The 17,960-nt window shown below is 47.2% G+C and carries 16 protein-coding genes and 1 riboswitch; of the genes, 8 read left to right on the top strand and 8 right to left on the bottom strand.

Annotated elements, in window-relative coordinates:
* Positions 1 to 214: 214 nt before the first annotated feature.
* From AS006_RS01910 to AS006_RS01875, 8 genes are all read left to right on the top strand, one after another.
* Positions 215 to 2,092 (top strand): ABC transporter substrate-binding protein, encoded by a 1,878-nt coding sequence (locus AS006_RS01910; protein WP_101512677.1) that lies wholly within the window; start codon positions 215 to 217, stop codon positions 2,090 to 2,092.
* A 73-nt stretch (positions 2,093 to 2,165) separates the two neighbouring features.
* A complete protein-coding gene (locus AS006_RS01905) occupies positions 2,166 to 3,173 on the top strand; it encodes an ABC transporter permease (RefSeq protein WP_101512676.1) in 1,008 nt (335 codons plus the stop codon).
* Positions 3,174 to 3,189: 16 nt separating this feature from the next.
* Positions 3,190 to 4,044, top strand: a complete 855-nt coding sequence (locus tag AS006_RS01900; RefSeq protein ID WP_199167279.1) for an ABC transporter permease — start codon at positions 3,190 to 3,192, stop codon at positions 4,042 to 4,044.
* Between the two features lies 1 nt (position 4,045).
* Entirely contained in the window at positions 4,046 to 5,053 is a 1,008-nt protein-coding gene (locus tag AS006_RS01895) for an ABC transporter ATP-binding protein (RefSeq protein WP_199167277.1), read from the top strand.
* The gene (locus tag AS006_RS01890; RefSeq protein ID WP_101512673.1) at positions 5,040 to 5,996 is read left to right on the top strand and encodes an ABC transporter ATP-binding protein; all 957 of its coding nucleotides are present in this window, start codon (positions 5,040 to 5,042) and stop codon (positions 5,994 to 5,996) included. The genes AS006_RS01895 and AS006_RS01890 overlap by 14 nt, the downstream gene beginning before the upstream one ends.
* 9 nt (positions 5,997 to 6,005) lie before the next feature.
* The gene (locus AS006_RS01885) at positions 6,006 to 7,043 is read left to right on the top strand and encodes a glycosyl hydrolase (protein ID WP_101512672.1); all 1,038 of its coding nucleotides are present in this window, start codon (positions 6,006 to 6,008) and stop codon (positions 7,041 to 7,043) included.
* A 12-nt stretch (positions 7,044 to 7,055) separates the two neighbouring features.
* A complete protein-coding gene (locus AS006_RS01880) occupies positions 7,056 to 9,392 on the top strand; it encodes a glycoside hydrolase family 3 N-terminal domain-containing protein (RefSeq protein WP_101512671.1) in 2,337 nt (778 codons plus the stop codon).
* Positions 9,393 to 9,398: 6 nt separating this feature from the next.
* Positions 9,399 to 10,376: an acetylxylan esterase gene (locus AS006_RS01875; protein WP_101512670.1), complete on the top strand. Its 978-nt coding sequence runs from the start codon at positions 9,399 to 9,401 to the stop codon at positions 10,374 to 10,376.
* Here AS006_RS01875 and AS006_RS01870 read toward each other — a convergent pair.
* The 8 genes from AS006_RS01870 to flgM all read right to left on the bottom strand — a co-directional run bounded on the left by AS006_RS01870 (position 10,359) and on the right by flgM (position 17,916).
* Positions 10,359 to 11,120 carry an ABC transporter ATP-binding protein gene (locus AS006_RS01870; protein ID WP_233185598.1) on the bottom strand — a complete coding sequence of 254 codons (762 nt, stop codon included), beginning with the start codon at positions 11,118 to 11,120 and terminating at the stop codon, positions 10,359 to 10,361. The genes AS006_RS01875 and AS006_RS01870 overlap by 18 nt on opposite strands.
* Positions 11,121 to 11,130: 10 nt before the next feature.
* The gene (locus AS006_RS01865; protein ID WP_101512668.1) at positions 11,131 to 12,099 is read right to left on the bottom strand and encodes an iron ABC transporter permease; all 969 of its coding nucleotides are present in this window, start codon (positions 12,097 to 12,099) and stop codon (positions 11,131 to 11,133) included.
* The gene (locus AS006_RS01860; RefSeq protein ID WP_101512667.1) at positions 12,096 to 12,989 is read right to left on the bottom strand and encodes a cobalamin-binding protein; all 894 of its coding nucleotides are present in this window, start codon (positions 12,987 to 12,989) and stop codon (positions 12,096 to 12,098) included. The genes AS006_RS01865 and AS006_RS01860 overlap by 4 nt, the downstream gene beginning before the upstream one ends.
* Positions 12,990 to 13,040: 51 nt before the next feature.
* Positions 13,041 to 13,227: riboswitch (cobalamin riboswitch) on the bottom strand.
* 9 nt (positions 13,228 to 13,236) lie between these two features.
* The gene (fliW, locus tag AS006_RS01855) at positions 13,237 to 13,686 is read right to left on the bottom strand and encodes a flagellar assembly protein FliW (RefSeq protein WP_101512666.1); all 450 of its coding nucleotides are present in this window, start codon (positions 13,684 to 13,686) and stop codon (positions 13,237 to 13,239) included.
* 4 nt (positions 13,687 to 13,690) lie between these two features.
* Positions 13,691 to 14,605, bottom strand: coding sequence for a flagellar hook-associated protein FlgL (gene flgL / locus AS006_RS01850; RefSeq protein ID WP_101512665.1), 915 nt, complete (start codon positions 14,603 to 14,605; stop codon positions 13,691 to 13,693).
* Positions 14,606 to 14,609: 4 nt separating this feature from the next.
* On the bottom strand, positions 14,610 to 17,186 hold the full coding sequence (flgK, locus tag AS006_RS01845) for a flagellar hook-associated protein FlgK (RefSeq protein ID WP_101512664.1): 2,577 nt from the start codon (positions 17,184 to 17,186) through the stop codon (positions 14,610 to 14,612).
* A gap of 2 nt (positions 17,187 to 17,188) precedes the next feature.
* Positions 17,189 to 17,638 carry a flagellar export chaperone FlgN gene (gene flgN, locus AS006_RS01840; RefSeq protein ID WP_101512663.1) on the bottom strand — a complete coding sequence of 150 codons (450 nt, stop codon included), beginning with the start codon at positions 17,636 to 17,638 and terminating at the stop codon, positions 17,189 to 17,191.
* Positions 17,635 to 17,916, bottom strand: a complete 282-nt coding sequence (gene flgM, locus AS006_RS01835; RefSeq protein WP_101512662.1) for a flagellar biosynthesis anti-sigma factor FlgM — start codon at positions 17,914 to 17,916, stop codon at positions 17,635 to 17,637. Before flgM ends, flgN begins: the two co-directional genes overlap by 4 nt.
* Between the last annotated feature and the right edge of the window lie 44 nt (positions 17,917 to 17,960).

Below are 17,960 nucleotides of genomic sequence, written 5' to 3'. Positions count from 1 at the left end.
GAAACCTCCTTTTTCATTTGTGTACGGAAATATGATACCAGAAAGAAAAAAAGAGAAAAAAGAAGAAAAACGACAATATTCTGAAATAATCTCTTGCAGGCCGGAATAATCTTCAATATTTATGAAAAACGGGTCTTGATTTTTCAAGGAGATTTCCATTAAAATATTTCCCGAAAGGAAAAAATATACATACAATCAAGGGAGGTGAGTTTTCATGAAGAAGTTTCTTGTGATCCTGTTCGTTGTTTCCATGTTCAGCCTCTTCTTTGCACAACAGCTTCCGCCAGGGATTCCCAGAAACGAGACGTTCATAGCCGACAACCTGACAGGTAGAGCTGCTAACCCCGGTAACTTCAACATCTGGGCCACCTGGGTCTGGAACGACAGGGGTATTCAGAATTTGCTTCTGGAACCGCTCTGGTGCGTTGAGTACGCTACTGGCGAGATCATCAACGCCCTTGCCGCAGAACCTCCAAAGTACAACTCCGACTTCACAGAACTCACCATAAAACTCAGAAAGGGTGTCTACTGGAGCGATGGCGTACCGTTCACAGCAGATGATCTAATTTACACCATCGAACTCGTCAAAAACACACCGGGAATGGGATACAACTCCCAGATGCAGCAGGTAAAAGAGATCGTGAAGGTGGATGATTACACAGTCGTGATTAAGCTTAACGCACCCAACTCCAGATTCCACACCTACTTCCTCGACAGATGGGGTGCCCTGAGACCTCTTCCGAAACACATATTCGAGAAAGTGGAAGATCCTCTCACGTTTGATTTCAACCCACCCGTTGGAACAGGGCCTTACGTTCTCAAAGGATACGATCCTGGAGGATACTGGACGCTCTGGGAAAGAAGAGAAGACTGGGACAGAACACCAACAGGAATGCTCTATGGCATGCCACAACCAAAATACGTGCTCTTCATCACGTACGGTGGTCCCGAAAAGCAGGTTCTCGCCATGGCACAGCACCAGCTCGATGCAGCTGATCTCACGCTTGAAGCACTCAAAGCCGTTCTCAGCAGAGTCAAAACTGCAAGAGCCTGGAGAAGAAACTTCCCGTGGACCGTCAACATCGACCCATGTGTGACAGGGCTTCACTTCAACACAGCCAAAGAACCCTTCAACAATCCTGAAGTGAGATGGGCACTTACGCTTGCGATTGACATCGTCGAATACGCAGCTAACGCATTCGACGGAGCAGTCACCCTGAGCCCCATTCACATTCCTCTCACAACTGCATACTACAACTGGTACTTCACAAAACTTGAAGATTGGCTGAAGAACTTTGAACTCGACCTTGGAAACGGAGAAAAGTTCAAACCTTACGATCCAACAGCAGGATTCAGGCTGGCTGAATACGCAAAGAAGAGAGGATACCCCGTTCCTGACAACCCAGAACTGATCAAAAGGATCTTCGGGCCTGGATGGTGGAAATACGCACCCGATGTTGCGGCGAAACTTCTTGAAAAGAACGGATTCTACAGGGACAAAGATGGAAAATGGCACCTGCCCAACGGTGAACTCTGGAAAATCACCATCACCACGGGAACCAATCCGGCTCACCCGGGTTACAGAAACGCCTTCGCAGCCGCTCAGGCGTGGAAGAAATTCGGTATCGATGTAACGGTCCAGACAACAGATGCAGCGGCAACTCTTGATCAAAGAGGAGAATTCGAAGTCTCAACAGACTGGCCAGCAGCAGAACCGTGGGGTGGACATCCGGATCTGTTCAGAACGCTCGAGCCGTTCCACTCCAAATACATCAGACCCATTGGAGAGAACGCGCCATGGGGTAACTACGCAAGATGGAGCAATCCTGAAATGGACAAAATCATAGACGAGATACAGCAAACAACCTGGGGAGACACGAAGAAACTCATCGAACTTGGAGTTGAAGGTCTGAAGCTTCTCGTCAAAGAAATGCCAACGATACCGACGTTCAACTACCCGGGTGTCATAGCATGGGATGAGTACTACTGGACGAACTATCCAGGAGCGGAGAACATGTATGCACAGCCGTACCATCACTGGCCCAACTTCAAGTACATGCTTCCGTTCCTGAAACCAACCGGTAGAAAATGATGTAAAATATCTTTCAAACGGGGGCCGGGGGGATAACCCCCGGCCCTTTAAAGAGAAAAGGAGGTCAGAGATCTTGAACTTCGTGAGAAGGTATCTTCTCCCAAGACTGATAACGTACTTTCTTGTTATCTGGGTGGGAATCACGATGATCTTTTTCATACCGAGGTTTCTACCTACGGATCCGGTACAGCAGTTCATAAATCGTCTTGTAGCCCAAGGAACGTATATGGACCCGAAGGCGATAGAAGAGATGACAGAAACTCTGAAGGAGCTTTACGGACTGAAAGGAAGTCTGTGGGAACAGTACATAAACTTCTGGAAACGCTTTTTGAAGGGTGATTTTGGTCCTTCTTACTACCAGTTCCCAACGCCTGTGATAATACTGATAAAGCAGTCTTTACCGTGGACAGCATGGCTTCTTTTGGTGACAACCCTTCTTTCCTGGATCATAGGAAACATCCTTGGAGGTCTTGCGGGGTACTTTTCGAACAGAAGATGGGTGAAGATACTCGATGGAATAGCAATGGTGATAAGACCGATGCCGTACTATATCCTTGCCCTCGGACTCCTGATTCTTCTCGCATACATCATTCCCATCTTCCCAATTGGAGGCGGCTTTGCGATAGGGATGCAGTTCACCTTCAGCTGGGAAAACCTTCTGATCCTGTTGAAACACGCGTTTTTGCCGGCTCTGTCCCTGATACTGATCGGTGTGTTCATCTGGTTCCAGGCGATGAAACTCGTCGTTCAGAGTGTGAAGTCAGAAGACTACGTCAAGTACGCCAAGATGGGAGGAATAGAGGAGAAGAGAATCGTTCGAAGGTACGTCATAAGAAACGCCATGTTGCCACAGATAACAGGACTTGCTCTATCTTTAGGTCAGATCTTCGGAGGAGCCTTGATCACGGAGATCGTGTTTTCCTACCCCGGTATTGGAACACTCCTCTACAACGCCATATTCACGGGTGACTACAACCTTTTAATGGGGGTCAGCACACTTTCTATCCTTCTGATCACAACGAGTATCCTTTTGATAGATCTGCTTTATCCCCTGTTCGATCCGAGGGTGAGATACAGATGAAAAGGGAGTGGAAAGAATGCAGGTGTTGAAGGATCTGTTGAGAGATACACGCTTCAGATTCGGTTTTATAGTGTTTCTGGTTCTTGCGGGACTTTCTGTTCTGTCTTTCTTTTCGCCCTACAACCCTTATCTGTGGAACCAGGTTCCAAGGGATCTTCCTCCCCAGTGGCCCCACATACTGGGTACAAACTCCATGGGACAGGATATCTTCTGGAAACTCACCTTTGCCGTGAGGAACTCGCTCATCATGTCGCTCATAGCGGGTCTTGTCTCAAGGATCATAGCGATGATCGTGGGAATGATCGCCGGATACAAGGGAGGAACCGCTGACAGGGTACTGATGTTTCTGAGCGACTCTTTCCTTGTGATACCTCTTTTCATCATAATCGTTCTCATTGCCACGATGGTGAAGGCACGGCTCAGTCTACCCATGCTGGGACTTCTTCTTGGCGTCTTCGGCTGGGCATGGGATGCGAGGGTCATAAGATCCCAGGTTTTGAGTCTGAGAGAGAGGGATTTCACCTACACTGCCCTCCTTTCAGGTTCGAAGGCTCTGGCCATCGTCTTCAAAGAGTATCTGCCGTTTTTGATTCCTCTCATCTTCGCAACGCTCATCGGTAACATGTCCTGGGCGATCGGAATGGAGATCACACTCGCAATCCTGGGTGTTTCCAACCTCGACATTCCAACCCTTGGCACCATGCTCCAGTGGTCGATAAACTACCAGGCACTTCTTCTGGGATACTGGTGGTGGGTATTGACACCGGTCATAACATCAATCTTTCTGTTCATAGCGCTGTATCTCATCTCGGTCAGCATCAGTGAGTACCTTGATCCGAGGATGAGGATACAGAGAATAGGACAGGCATGAGGTGATAGCGGTGGAAGTGTTGAGGACAGAGAATCTCAAATCTTACTACATTCTGGACATATTCGGCAAAAAGAGAGTGGTAAAAGCGGTGGACGATGTGAACATATCGATCAACGAGAACGAGATATACGGCATAGCTGGAGAGAGCGGATGTGGAAAGAGCACGCTTCTCAAAGCGCTCTTTGCTGCGATAGAACCTCCTCAGAGAATCGTGGGAGGAAAGGTACTGTACAGAGAGAACGGAGAAGAAATAGATGTTTACTCTCTGAATGAAGAGGAAAGAAGAAAGTTGAGGTGGAGTTTCATCTCTTATGTTCCACAGGGATCGATGAGCGTACTCAATCCCGTGGTGAAGATAAAAGAAACCTTCAAGGACTTCATAGAGAGTCACACAAGCGGAAAGACAAAGGAAGAGGCCTACGAGATGGCAAAAGAACACATAAAAGAACTTGGCCTTCCGATAGAGATCCTCAACGCCTATCCACACCAGTTGTCCGGTGGTATGAGACAGAGGGTGACAATCGCCCTTGCGACCGTCCTTTCACCGAAGGTGATCATCGCAGACGAACCCACAACGGCCCTCGACGTTGTGACACAGAGAGGTGTGGTGCAACTTCTCAAGGAGATACAGTCCTCAAGACAGAACACCATCGTTCTGGTCACGCACGACATGGGGGTTCATGCAAACGTGGCAGACAGGATAGCGATCATGTACGCAGGAAAGATCATAGAAGAGGCAAAGACTGAAGAGATCTTCGAAAACCCCATGCATCCCTACACGAAATACCTTATATTCTCACTTCCAAAGTTCGGAGACAAAGGAAGAAGAGAGAGCGCCCCAGGAAGTCCCCCTTCCCTTGCAGACCTTCCACCGGGCTGCAGTTTCCATCCAAGGTGTCCCCATGCGTTCGACAGGTGCAAAAAGGAGACACCACCTCTCAAAGAATACCTGCCAGGGCACAAAGTCGCATGCTGGCTGGTAGAGGAGGGAAAGAATGTCGCTTCTTGAGATAAAAAACCTGACGAAGATCTTCACCATAGGGAGCATCTTTTCTAGAACGAAGATAGTGGCCGTGGACAGGGTGAACTTCGACATAAAGGAAGCAGAGATCTTCACCCTGGCTGGAGAGAGTGGCTGTGGAAAGACCACAACGGCAAAGATCATCCTCGGGTTCGAAGAGCCCACCTCCGGTGAGATCATCTACAAAGGAAGGAAGATAGAAAGGGTGCATGAAAAAGAAAGGAAAGAACTCTTGAAGGAGATACAAGCGGTCTTTCAAAATCCGTTTTCCACGTTCAACCCACTCAGGAAGGTGGACAGATACTTCTACGAGACACTCTTCAATTTGGGCATAGCGGACACGAAAGAGAAAGCAGAAGAGATCATCAAGGAGAAACTTTCCGCCGTTGGGATCTCCTTTGAGGAGTTCTCGGAAAAGTATCCAAGCGAATTCTCAGGAGGACAGCTTCAGAGGATCTCCATTGCAAGGGCGCTTCTTACGAACCCATCGCTTCTTGTGGCGGACGAACCCGTTTCCATGGTGGACGCCTCTTTGAGAATGTCCATCGTGAACCTCTTTAAGGACCTCAAGGAACAGTACGGTGTGAGTGTTCTGTACATCACACACGATCTCACAACAGCGTACTATGTCTCAGACAGAATCGCCGTTATGTTCAGAGGAAACATAGTGGAGCTGGGACCGGCAGAAAAGGTCCTCATGGAACCTAGGCACCCTTACACCCAGCTTCTGAGAGAGTCTGTGCCTGAGCCAGATCCAAAGAAGAGATGGAACATCAGAATAAAACTGTCTGAGACAGAACAGACCGAGTACCTCAGACAGGGTTGTAAGTTCGCTGGAAGGTGTCCAAAGGTGATGGATATCTGCAAAAAAGAACCACCTCCGTATTTCGAAGTCGATGGTGTCCAGGTGAAGTGTTTCTTGTACAGATAAGGTGAAAACATGAAAAGACTCCTCTTTCTAATGCTGGCGCTGATCTTTGTGAACTTAGAAGGAAAGATACTTCTTGTTATTGGTCAGGATTTAGATTCAGTCAGAGAATACGTGAGATCCGGATACTTTCCAGTACCTGGTGGGGTGACAACGTACACTGATATCGCAACCCTCAACGGTCTTTATAACGATGCTGACTGGGGAGCCGGGTTGATAAATGCGAAAAAGTGTCTGGAAGAGTTTCCAAACTCTGCTCTTGTGATCGGACTGTACATGGTCAACATGCTGGATGGTGTGATCTCAGGGAAGTATGATCGTCAGATAGAGATTCTTGCTGAGTTCATCAAAGAAGCAAACAGATTGGTGTATCTCAGAATCGGATACGAATTCGATGGAATATGGAACAACTATGATCCAGAAAAGTACAAGGCCACTTTCAGGTATATAACAGAAAAACTCAGGGATTTCCTGGGAGACAAAAAGGATCTTCTCTTCACAGTGTGGCAGTCGTGTTCTTCTCCTTTGAACGTGATTCTTAGAAACTATCGAAAACCGGACATTTCACTCTGGTATCCCGGAGATGATTATGTGGATTTTGTGGGATTGTCCTGGTTTCTGCCTGCGAACGAGAGATATCGAAAGGCACCTTCTCAAAAGGAACTAGCAGAAGAGGTGGTAGCTTTTGCAAGGTTCCACAAAAAACCTGTGATTATAGCAGAGGCATCTCCACAGGGATACAATCTTTCAGAACTTACAAGAGCAAACATCAGTCCTGTTTTGGACGGTCCTGCTGGAGAGAAAAAAGTGAAAAAGACACCTGAGGAGATCTGGAACGAGTGGTTCAAACCTTTCTTCGAATTTGTGTATGAAAATTCAGACGTGATAAAGGTGGTAGCCTATATAAACGCCGACTGGGACTCTCAACCCATGTGGGGACCACCTTATGCAAACGGATACTGGGGAGACAGCAGGGTTCAAATCAATCCCGTAATCAGAGATTTGTGGCTGAAAGAAATCACAAAACCCATATGGAAACATGGTGAATGAGGAGGGAGAGGTATGGAACTCTACAGAGATCCATCACAACCGATTGGGGTGAGGGTGAGAGATCTTCTCTCAAGGATGACACTTGAAGAGAAAGTGGCCCAACTTGGATCGGTGTGGGGCTACGAGTTGATCGACGAGAGGGGAAAATTTGCAAAAGAGAAAGCAAAAGAACTTTTAAAACATGGCATTGGACAGATCACACGACCTGGAGGTTCCACAAACCTTGAACCACAAGAAGCAGCAGAGCTCGTAAACGAGATACAGCGCTTTCTTGTGGAAGAAACTCGTCTTGGAATACCGGCGATGATACACGAAGAATGCCTCACCGGATACATGGGTCTTGGAGGAACCAACTTTCCACAGGCAATAGCAATGGCGAGTACCTGGGATCCAGATCTCATAGAAAAGATGACATCAGCGATCAGGGAGGACATGAGAAAGATTGGAGCCCATCAAGGACTTGCTCCCGTTCTGGATGTGGCAAGAGATCCGAGATGGGGAAGAACGGAAGAAACATTCGGAGAGTCTCCTTACCTTGTTGCAAGGATGGGAGTTTCTTATGTAAGAGGACTTCAGGGGGAAAACATAAAAGAAGGTGTCGTTGCCACAGTGAAACACTTCGCAGGGTACAGCGCCTCTGAAGGTGGAAAGAACTGGGCACCGACAAACATTCCCGAGAGAGAGTTCAGAGAGGTCTTCCTCTTCCCGTTCGAAGCAGCAGTCAAAGAAGCAAGGGTGCTCTCTGTGATGAACTCCTACAGTGAAATAGACGGTGTGCCATGTGCTGCAAACAGAAAACTGCTCACTGATATCTTGAGAAAAGACTGGGGATTCGAAGGTATTGTTGTCTCTGACTATTTCGCGGTGAATATGCTCGGAGAGTATCACAGGATAGCGAAAGACAAGGCAGAATCTGCAAAACTTGCTCTTGAGGCGGGAATAGATGTCGAGCTTCCAAAAACAGACTGTTATCAACATTTGAAGGATCTTGTCGAAAAAGGAATCGTACCAGAATCGTTGATCGATGAGGCCGTTTCCAGGGTGTTGAGACTCAAGTTCATGCTTGGGCTTTTTGAAAATCCATACGTTGACGTGGAAAAAGCAAAGATAGAAAGCCACAGAGAACTTGCCCTCGAGATCGCAAGAAAATCTATCATCCTGCTCAAAAACGACGGTATACTCCCACTTGAAAAGAACAAAAAAGTCGCTTTGATTGGACCAAATGCAGGTGAGGTGAGAAACCTCCTCGGTGATTACATGTATCTTGCCCACATAAGAGCCCTTCTTGACAACATAGACGATGTCTTTGGAAACCCACAGATTCCAAGGGAAAACTACGAGAGATTGAAAAAGAGTATAGAAGAACATATGAAGAGTATTCCTAGCGTTCTCGATGCCTTCAAAGAAGAGGGAATCGAGTTCGAGTATGCGAAGGGCTGTGAAGTGACGGGAGAAGACAAAAGCGGATTCAAAGAGGCAATAGAAGCTGCAAAAAGGTCCGACGTTGCCATCGTCGTTGTCGGAGACAGATCCGGCCTCACCCTCGACTGCACGACGGGTGAATCCAGAGATATGGCAAACCTAAAACTTCCAGGTGTCCAGGAAGAACTCGTTCTTGAAGTTGCAAAGACTGGAAAACCCATCGTCCTTGTCCTTATCACTGGAAGACCCTACTCACTAAAGAACATCGTCGACAGAGTGAACGCCATCCTTCAGGTGTGGCTTCCTGGAGAAGCCGGCGGAAGAGCGATCGTTGATGTCATCTACGGAAAGGTGAATCCCTCTGGAAAACTTCCGATCAGTTTTCCAAGAAGCGCAGGCCAAATCCCTGTCTTCCACTACGTCAAACCCTCTGGAGGAAGGTCTCACTGGCACGGAGATTATGTGGACGAGAGCACAAAGCCCCTCTTTCCCTTCGGACACGGCCTGTCTTACACGAAGTTTGAGTACAGCAACCTGAGGATAGAGCCAAAGGAAGTGCCTCCGGCCGGAGAGGTTGTGATAAAGGTCGATGTGGAAAACGTGGGAGACATGGATGGAGACGAGGTGGTTCAGCTTTACATCGGTCGGGAGTTTGCAAGTGTGACAAGGCCTGTGAAGGAACTGAAGGGTTTCAAGAGGGTTTCTTTGAAGGCGAAGGAGAAGAAGACGGTTGTGTTCAGACTTCACATGGATGTCCTCTCCTACTACGACAGGGATATGAAGCTCGTTGTGGAGCCAGGCGAGTTCAAAGTCATGGTGGGAAGTTCTTCTGAAGACATAAGACTCATCGGCTCTTTCACCGTCACCAGTAGCAAAAGAGAAGTACTTGGAAAGAGAAAGTTCTTCACAGAGGTCTACGAGGAGTGATAAAAAATGGCCTTCTTCGATATGCCGCTTGAGGATCTGAAAAAGTACCGGCCGGAGCGGTACGAAGAAGAAGATTTCGATCAATTCTGGGATGAAACACTCAAAGAGAGTGAAAGGTTTCCTCTGGACCCTGTTTTTGAGAAAGTGGACTTTCACCTCAAGACGGTTGAAGCGTACGACGTTACTTTTTCTGGATACAAAGGACAAAGGATAAAAGGTTGGCTTCTTGTTCCAAAGTTGGAAGAAGAAAAACTTCCCTGTGTTGTACAGTACATAGGTTACAACGGTGGAAGAGGTTTTCCACACGACTGGCTGTTCTGGCCGTCGATGGGTTACATCTGTTTTGTAATGGACACCAGGGGTCAGGGAAGTGGCTGGATGAAAGGAGATACACCGGATTACCCTGAAGGTCCAGTCAATCCTCAGTATCCTGGATTCATGACGAGGGGCATTTTAGATCCAAGAACTTATTACTACAGAAGGGTCTTTGTTGATGCAGTCAGAGCGGTAGAAACAGCTATTTCCTTCCCCCGAGTGGACCCGAACAGAGTGGTAGTGGCGGGAGGCAGTCAGGGTGGAGGAATCGCACTTGCAGTGAGCGTCCTGTCAAACAAGGTGAAGGCTTTACTATGTGATGTTCCGTTCCTGTGTCACTTCAGAAGGGCTGTGCAACTTGTTGATACACATCCATACGTGGAGATCACAAACTTTCTCAAAACTCACAGGGACAAAGAAGAGATTGTTTTCAGAACACTTTCCTACTTCGACGGCGTGAATTTTGCGGCAAGGGCAAAAATACCTGCCTTGTTTTCCGTTGGACTCATGGACACCATATGTCCTCCTTCGACAGTCTTTGCTGCTTACAATCACTACACCGGGCCGAAGGAGATCAGGATCTATCCGTACAACAACCATGAAGGAGGAGGTTCTTTCCAGGCAATTGAGCAGGTGAAATTCTTGAAGAGACTATTTGAGGAAGGCTAGAGGCTTTTTTGTCACAGGATGTGTCAGTACGACAAATTCTGTTTCAAACACACTTCGGAGCACCCCTTCGTCGAGGACCTCGGGGGGTGCTCCGATTTTTATGATCCTGCCGTTTTTCATCACAGCCAGCCTATCACACAGAAGCGATGCCACGTTTATATCGTGAAAAACCGCCACGATGGTCTTCCCGGACTCTTTCAACTTTCTCATCACGTTGCCCACAAGACTCACGTTACTGTAGTCAAGGTGAGCGGTCAGTTCGTCCACAAGGAGGATCTTCGTGTCCTGGGCGATCGCCTTTGAAAACACAACCTTCCTTTGTTCACCAGCACTCAGCGTCCAGAAGGTTCTCGAGGAAAATTTCAAGGTGTTGGTCAGTTCCAGGCTTTTTAAAACGATCTCCTCATCTCTTTTGCTCGTTCCATTCAGAAGGCGCTGATGCGGAAGTCTTCCCATCTCAACGATCTCTTTTACGGTGAAATCGTACGAGGGGAAGAAATCCTGAGAAACGAGGGTGATGGTCTTTGCCATCTCTTTTCTGGAGACCTCCCATGGAACTTTTCCAAAGAGAAGCACCGTTCCTTTCTGAGGCTTCAGAAGTCCCGATAGTATCTTCAAAATGGTAGTTTTTCCAGATCCGTTTGGACCTATTATTCCAAAGAATTCTCCCTCCTCCACGGAGAATTCGATGTTTTCCAGAGAAAAACCCGTCCTGTATCGAAAATACAGATTCTCCACCTTCACCGCCTTCAACTCACACACCCCTTTTCATGAGAAAGGCGAGAAAAGGAGCACCCAACAGAGCAGTTACGACTCCAACGGGAAGTTCCGTTGGGGAAAACAAAGATCTCGATACCGTGTCGCACAGGGTGAGAAGAACTCCTCCCACGATCACACTCGTCAGTGCCGACCTTAGGAAACCAGGGCCCACAAGGTATCTGGCGATGTGAGGAACTATGAGACCAACGAAACCAATGACACCGCTTCTGGAAACGAGAAAAGCCGTGGTGAGGTTTCCAAAAAGAAACGTGATCACCTTCAAGGTCTCCACGTTGATCCCCAAAACAAAAGCCTCTTCTTCTCCAAGAGCCATGGCGTTGAGATGTTTTGAAAAGACCACAGAATAGAGGAGAAAAAATGCGACGACTACGGAGTAGAAAGTAACGTCTTCCCAAACGGTTCCCGAGAAACTTCCGAAAAGCCAGAGAGATATGGTGGTCACGTTTCTTTTGAGGAGAACGATCGTCATGTATGTGAGGGAACTGAAGAGAGTGCTGATCACGACCCCCGCAAGGATGATGGAAGTCACGGGGAAACGGCCTTCCCTCCTTGCAATGAAGAGGGTGAGAAGTGAGGCAATCACTGAAAAACCAAAACTGAGAAGCGGGATGCGGTATATCCAAGAAGCGCCGATGACCTCTGCAAGATAGAGTGAGAGGACCGTCCCGAAAGAAGCCCCAGAAGAAATTCCAAGAAGGTACGGATCGACAAGGGGATTTTTCAGAAGATTCTGGAAGACGTTTCCAACCAGGGAAAGCCCTGCTCCCACAACGAAACTTGCAAAGACTCTGGGGATCCTCAAGGACAGTATTCTTTCAACCAATGGATTTTCTTTCAAACCGAAGAGGACCCCCAAAATTTCGAGGGGGTCCAGTGACACACCACCAAAGAGTATTCCAAAGAGAAAGCTGATCATCAGAATCGGAAGAATCAATTTCTTCACCGGTTGCTTCCTCCGTAGAAATAGTTGTACAGAATGTCGAGGAGTTTGAAGACATCTGGAGATGGCTGAGAGGCGAGGTTGCCATCCACAGTGAACACTTTTTTGTTTTTCACGGCATTTACCTCTCTGAAGGGATCAAAATCGAGGATCTTCTTTATCTCCTCGTCCTCCGTTCCCGGAACATAGACTCCCACGATGATCACATCAGGGTTCTGCGCTACAACGTATTCGAGCGACAGCTGTGGCCAGCCGTTTGGACCTGCAATGCCTGAGGCGATGTTCATTCCACCAGCGAGGGAAATGATCTCGTCCAAGTAAGACCCTTCTCCACAGGTCCATATTTCCTTCACATCAGATCCTGGAGCGGAGATCAGATACAGAACCTTCGGACGTTTTAAGGGAGGAATGTTGTAGGCTTTCTTCCCTATTTCCAGCATTTTATTCTTCAACTCACCTGCTTTTTCAACCGCAAGCTCTGTCTCACCGAAGATCGTTCCAAGAAGCACCACGTCCCTTATGATGTCATCGAGCGAGGTGGGGTTGATCACCAGAACCTTCAGTCCAACCCTCTCAAGCTTTGCAACCTCGGGAAGTTGAAACCCACCGAACATCAGGACAAGATCCGGATTCAGTGCCACCACTTTTTCGACGTTCACCGGAACCATCGCACCGACTCTTTCCGCTTCGTAACTGTCGTAATCTGTCACGCCGACGATTCTATCTTCCAGCCCCAGAAAGATCAGAAACCTTGTCGCGGCAGGAGAGAGGCTGACCACCCTTTCCGGAACAGTCGCGAATTCTACCACTCTTCCTGAGTCGTCAACGACAGTCACGGCAAGTGTGAGGATGGACACCAAAATGAACAAAAGAACACTCAGTTTCCTGTGCACGATCATCCCTCCCTAAAACGAAATATTCCCACCTTCCTGGCACCGAGGAAGGTGGTTCCCTTCACCGCGGGCGGGTTTCCCGGCTTCCGGATCATCCTACTCCCCGCGCCTTCCCAGGGCAAGAGCCCCAGTGGCATCCGTGCGGGTTTCGTCCCCGGTCACGGTGGCGGCCCCGCGCCGGATTCTCACCGGCTTCCCCTTTGAACCCAAAAGGGTACCTCGCGGTGAGGGAGGTTTTCCAAAAGAATCATACCATAGATTTCGCCCGCTCCATCTCTTCAGAGAGAAGGTGTTTTAAATGATAATCTGAGTTCTCCAGTATCACCTGCATCCCTTTCTTTGTCTTCTGTTGGATGATGATCGGAGCCCGGAGATTTATCGTTGCCTCTTCTGGTTTTCCAGGGGGTATTGTCAGAACGCAGAAAAAAAGCAGTTCATCTTGATTCGATACCCCGAGTTTCTCAAGGTCTTCAGACGGTACTACAGGGTCATAATCGGGTCTTACAAGCTTTGGATCCACAACGGGAAGGCCAACATGGCTGTCTTCCAGGGAAAGCAACCACCCTATGGGAAAGGTCTCCTCTGGAAATATCAGTGCGAACTTTTTCAGGTGCTCAAAACCTGGTATTCCTTCCTCGAATACAAAGATCTGGTCATCGGTTATTTCTATCTCTCCGAGTTTTGTACTGTAAACCACATTATCACCTCACAAAATCCACCAGAGTAGCCTGAAGAACCCTGCTTGCCGATTTCAAGGCAGCTTCCAGGACGGATTGTTGCATCGCAAGATCCGTTACAAGTTCTGTTATATCGGCATCTCTTTCCTTGGAAAGGTACTCAGTGAAGAAATAATCAAGATCTTCGATTCTTCCCTCAACCATTTCTATGAATCTGCTCACTCCACCCACCTTTCCCGTTACTTTTGTGACGTTCTCTTCAAATAAAGAAAGATCCTTCAAAGAAACATTCGATATGTGAGAAGATATTGTACTGTCATCAAGGTTTGAGCGCAGAAGGCCGGCCACTTCATCCAGCACCTGAAATATATTCCTTCCATCGTTCAGTTTGAAGATCTCACTTGCTGTGACACCGTACTCTATAGAGTGACCCAAAACGAGCACGGAACGACTCTTGTTGGCAGAAGGAGAAGTTACTATTTTCCAGGAGTTGTTTTCATATCTCACGGCCTCACTAAAAACGTCGTATCCAGAGAAGATGTACTCGTTCCCAATTCTGGTATTTGCTATCTCAACAAGATTGTCCCTTATCTTGTCGATTTCTTCTGCTATTGCCTCACGCTCTGCTTTTGAAAGCGTTCCATTCGCAGCCCTTACGAGCAATTCTCTCAATCTCTGAGAAATAGCAGAAACGGTCTGTAAAGCGCTGTCGTATGCATTCACATAAGTTTGAATATGATCTATGTTCCTCTGAAACTGTTCGAGTTCTCTCTTTCTTGTCATGATGTCGCTTGCCCTTTTGGCAACAACGGCATCATCACTTGGATATCTCACTTTGTAACCCGAAGAGAGCTGATCGTGGAGCTTTGCGATTCTTTTCAAACTCGTCTGTATATTGAACAGCACCCTGTCGCTTATCATCTTGTTCGTTACACGCATCTTATCACCTCACCATGTTTATCACGATCTGTATCATTTCATCCACTGTACTGATGACCTTGGCGGCAGCGCTGAAAGCGTGCTGGTATTCTATCATGTTTGCCATTTCTTCATCGAGGGAAACTCCTTTTACTCTTTCACGTTCGTTGTCTATCTCTTGCTTGAGAATCTCAGTGTTGGTTTTCAAACTACTGGCGGTTTCCGCCTCAACACCAAGTTCCGCGACAACACCTCCGAAGAATTCGTAGAAACTTTCCTTTCCATTTGACAACATCTTTCTGGTATAGAGATTCTGGATCATCTCAAGAAGTTTCGGATTGGCAGCTCCAGTGGGGCTTATATCCACCACATTCCAGTTGGAGTTCTCAAGAGCGTAGCCGATGTCAACAGCGAGATTGTTCGGGTTGGACGACAACGAAGAACTCACCTCAAACTGGTTGACTATGTTCAGAGGTTCGTCGAGCGGTGCCTTGTCGAAAGTCAAGATGTCCGCCACCTTAAACCTTTCTCTCAGTGTATCAAAATTATCGTTTTTCGACACCAGTGTATAAGAATTTGTCCAGTCGAACGTGGTCGGATTGTTGTCTGGATCGATGAGTCCTAGAGCTTCGAAAAACCCTTGTGGACCCTTTATTTCCATCATCCTGAGATCGAAATCGTAGAGTGAGGTGGCCCTGAGAACAAAAGAGTTGTGAGGTGTGAGATCGGCAAGAACTCCCGTACCTTTTTCATTGATCTTTTCAACGATCGTCTCCAGAGTATCCACAGCCGGATCGATCTCTATATCGGTGGAGTTTATCGTAATTGTGAAAGCACTGGTGGGATCGAAACCTGTCTGTCCGTGGAAAACATTCTCCAGTGTGTCTTTGTACTTCAATACTTCGTAATTTCTGATGAAAGCATTCGATTTTGTGAAGAAACTGTCATCACTCAACACGTTCACCGCCGATGGGTCGAAGTTCAGATGCTCATCAGGAACGATCACCAGCATGTTTTCCCCCGTGGCTGGATCAGTGTAGATCTGAGCCATCAAATGCGAGGAGGAATTTATGGAAGATGCGATGTTCGACAGGTTCACACCGGACGAGAGATCTATGGAGATCGTTTCAGTTTGTTTCGATCCATCCTCGAGTGTGTACTCGACGTTCACGTTGTAGACACCAGAGGAAAGTGAAGAAAGATCAGATTCCTTTATGGTGAGAAAACCTCTTGTCTCAGTCTCAAAACCCATCTTCGAAAGAGAATTTCCCAGAGAAAAGAAAACCTTGTTCCTGAGATCTCCAGAAGTGTCCTCCAGATACAGTCTGTACCCTCCTGCGTGCTGGCCAATGTTCAAGGTTGTCCCAAGCAGACTCCAAGACAAAGCAAGATCACCAATGGTCATTCCAGGAGTAACAGCCAGGTTTGATGACGTTCCTCCTCCAAAGGAAAAAATCAGGTCGCTGGAAGTAAAGGTTTTCCCAGTTATTTCCGAAACACTGGTTGCAGAATGAACACCCGTGACCACATGGTAAGGTCCCATCTCAAGTTTTCTGTTACCTTTGAGTCTGAATATCGCTGGATCATTTGAGAAGGACTCGATCTTTTTGAAAAAATCAAGGTTCGTTGTTACACCACCTGCTTCAAATCCATCCCTGTGAATAAGATTGATCGCGTCTGTTGTGAAAAGAACAAATTCATCGAGCTTTCTCATGTATTTCACAATGGTTGAATCTCTCAGATCCAGGAGTGCTTTCAACTTTCCATCGCTGAGAATCAGCTTTGCGTTACCAACAAAGAGCTCGTGATAACCTTTTCCATATGGCCTTTCTAGTGCACGAACTTCGTTATAAGTGGAACCATTCAGAACGATCTGGTTTCCTATTCTCAGTGTGATTTGCCCATCTTCCGCTTCCGTGTAGTTTATATTCACAAGGTCCGACAGTTCATCTAAGATCCTGTCTCTTTCATCGAGAAGATCGTTTGGAGGAGACTTGAGAGTCATTCCTATTCGAATCTTGTTGTTCAGATCGGCAAGTCTTTTTATCATCTGGTTTATCTCAGAAACCCTCTGCACGATCTCATTGTCTATGTCTTCCCTGAGTTGTTCCAGCCTCCCGTAGAGATCCTTCATCTGGGATACCATCTGTTGTGCCCTTGAAACGACTTCTGCCTTGGAAGCGGTGTTGGAAGGATCAGACATAACTTCCTGAAAGGCGTTCCAGAAGTTGTCCACAAGGCTTCTGATACCGTTCTCTCCCGGCTCTGACAAAAGCTGTTCTATGAAGTGTAGGTTGGACAGTGTGGTATCCCAGTAGTTGTACCTGTTGTTCACCTGTCTGTACTGGATATCGAGAAACGCATCTCTCAATCTCACTATCGTTCTGACCCTGGAGCCAGTTCCCATTTGAAGAGGAATGGAGGGCTGGGTCAGTGTGGTCAGAGGAATGGGAGGAGTTGCCTCTATAACGGGACGCTGCCTGGAATATCCCGGTGTGTTTGCGTTCGCTATGTTGTGTCCGACCACGTTCATCGCCAGTTTGTGAGTGTATATTCCGGTGAGTGCCGTGTTGAGGATGCCGAACATGGACATATCAGGCATGTTCAGGACCTCCCAAGGAAAGTGGACGGACCGTCTTCATCGAATGAACCATCTTTTCTGTACGTGACACTGTTTCTTTGAAGCCCGAAGACAAGATCTATGTATCTCAAGTGAAAGTCTATAGCCTGCTTCAACTTTTCTACTTCAAACGTGATCCTGTTCAGGGATTCGAAGAAATCTTTCAAAATCAATATCATCTCTTCATCATCTTTGTACATCTCCAGAAGATCAACGAGTTTCAATCCCTGACTATGCAAATTCAGAGCAGCTTTTAATTCTTCGTTGACCATTTCCATCTGGAAAGACATTTCCTCAATGCGTCCGATAACACCTTCCAGCTTCTTGAAATCCTTCGTTACAATAGCCTCAAGCTTTTCTTGTAGAAGCTCCCTAAGTTTTTCCATAAGATCTATTTTTTTCGTCAGAACGTTCTTCAATTTCTCTCTCTTCATTCGGACAATTCCTCCAGTATCTTCCGAGCGAGTCTTTCCGTATCAACGAAATAGTTTCCACTCTCTATGGCTCTTCTCAGCTCTTCTACGAGTTCTTCTCTCACGGAGGAGATGTTCTTTGCCTCTTTGGAGAGTTCTTCCACACTCCAGGTATGGCGAAGCTCGATTCTGTCTCCCTGCTCGCTCTTTTTCTTCTCCCTTGATTTTTCTACGGAAGGTCCCTTTATTCCTTCAAGAGGATTCACTTCCCTTGGCCCGTTCACGCTATCTATCACCATCTTCACCCCCTTCCGTATAATATTATCGGTTGATTCTCTTCAGA

The sequence above is a fragment of the Thermotoga sp. SG1 genome (genome assembly GCF_002865985.1).
GTDB lineage: Bacteria > Thermotogota > Thermotogae > Thermotogales > Thermotogaceae > Thermotoga.
This window is presented reverse-complemented; position numbering and strand designations above follow the sequence as displayed.

Coding starts and splice junctions, on each gene's coding strand:
- flgN (WP_101512663.1), bottom strand. CDS start 17,638: ATGAAGAGAGAGAAATTGAAGAACGTTCTGACGAAAAAAATAGATCTT.
- flgK (WP_101512664.1), bottom strand. CDS start 17,186: ATGCCTGATATGTCCATGTTCGGCATCCTCAACACGGCACTCACCGGA.
- flgL (WP_101512665.1), bottom strand. CDS start 14,605: ATGCGTGTAACGAACAAGATGATAAGCGACAGGGTGCTGTTCAATATA.
- AS006_RS01900 (WP_199167279.1), top strand. CDS start 3,190: ATGCAGGTGTTGAAGGATCTGTTGAGAGATACACGCTTCAGATTCGGT.
- AS006_RS01910 (WP_101512677.1), top strand. CDS start 215: ATGAAGAAGTTTCTTGTGATCCTGTTCGTTGTTTCCATGTTCAGCCTC.
- AS006_RS01890 (WP_101512673.1), top strand. CDS start 5,040: ATGTCGCTTCTTGAGATAAAAAACCTGACGAAGATCTTCACCATAGGG.
- AS006_RS01880 (WP_101512671.1), top strand. CDS start 7,056: ATGGAACTCTACAGAGATCCATCACAACCGATTGGGGTGAGGGTGAGA.
- AS006_RS01885 (WP_101512672.1), top strand. CDS start 6,006: ATGAAAAGACTCCTCTTTCTAATGCTGGCGCTGATCTTTGTGAACTTA.
- flgM (WP_101512662.1), bottom strand. CDS start 17,916: ATGGTGATAGATAGCGTGAACGGGCCAAGGGAAGTGAATCCTCTTGAA.
- AS006_RS01875 (WP_101512670.1), top strand. CDS start 9,399: ATGGCCTTCTTCGATATGCCGCTTGAGGATCTGAAAAAGTACCGGCCG.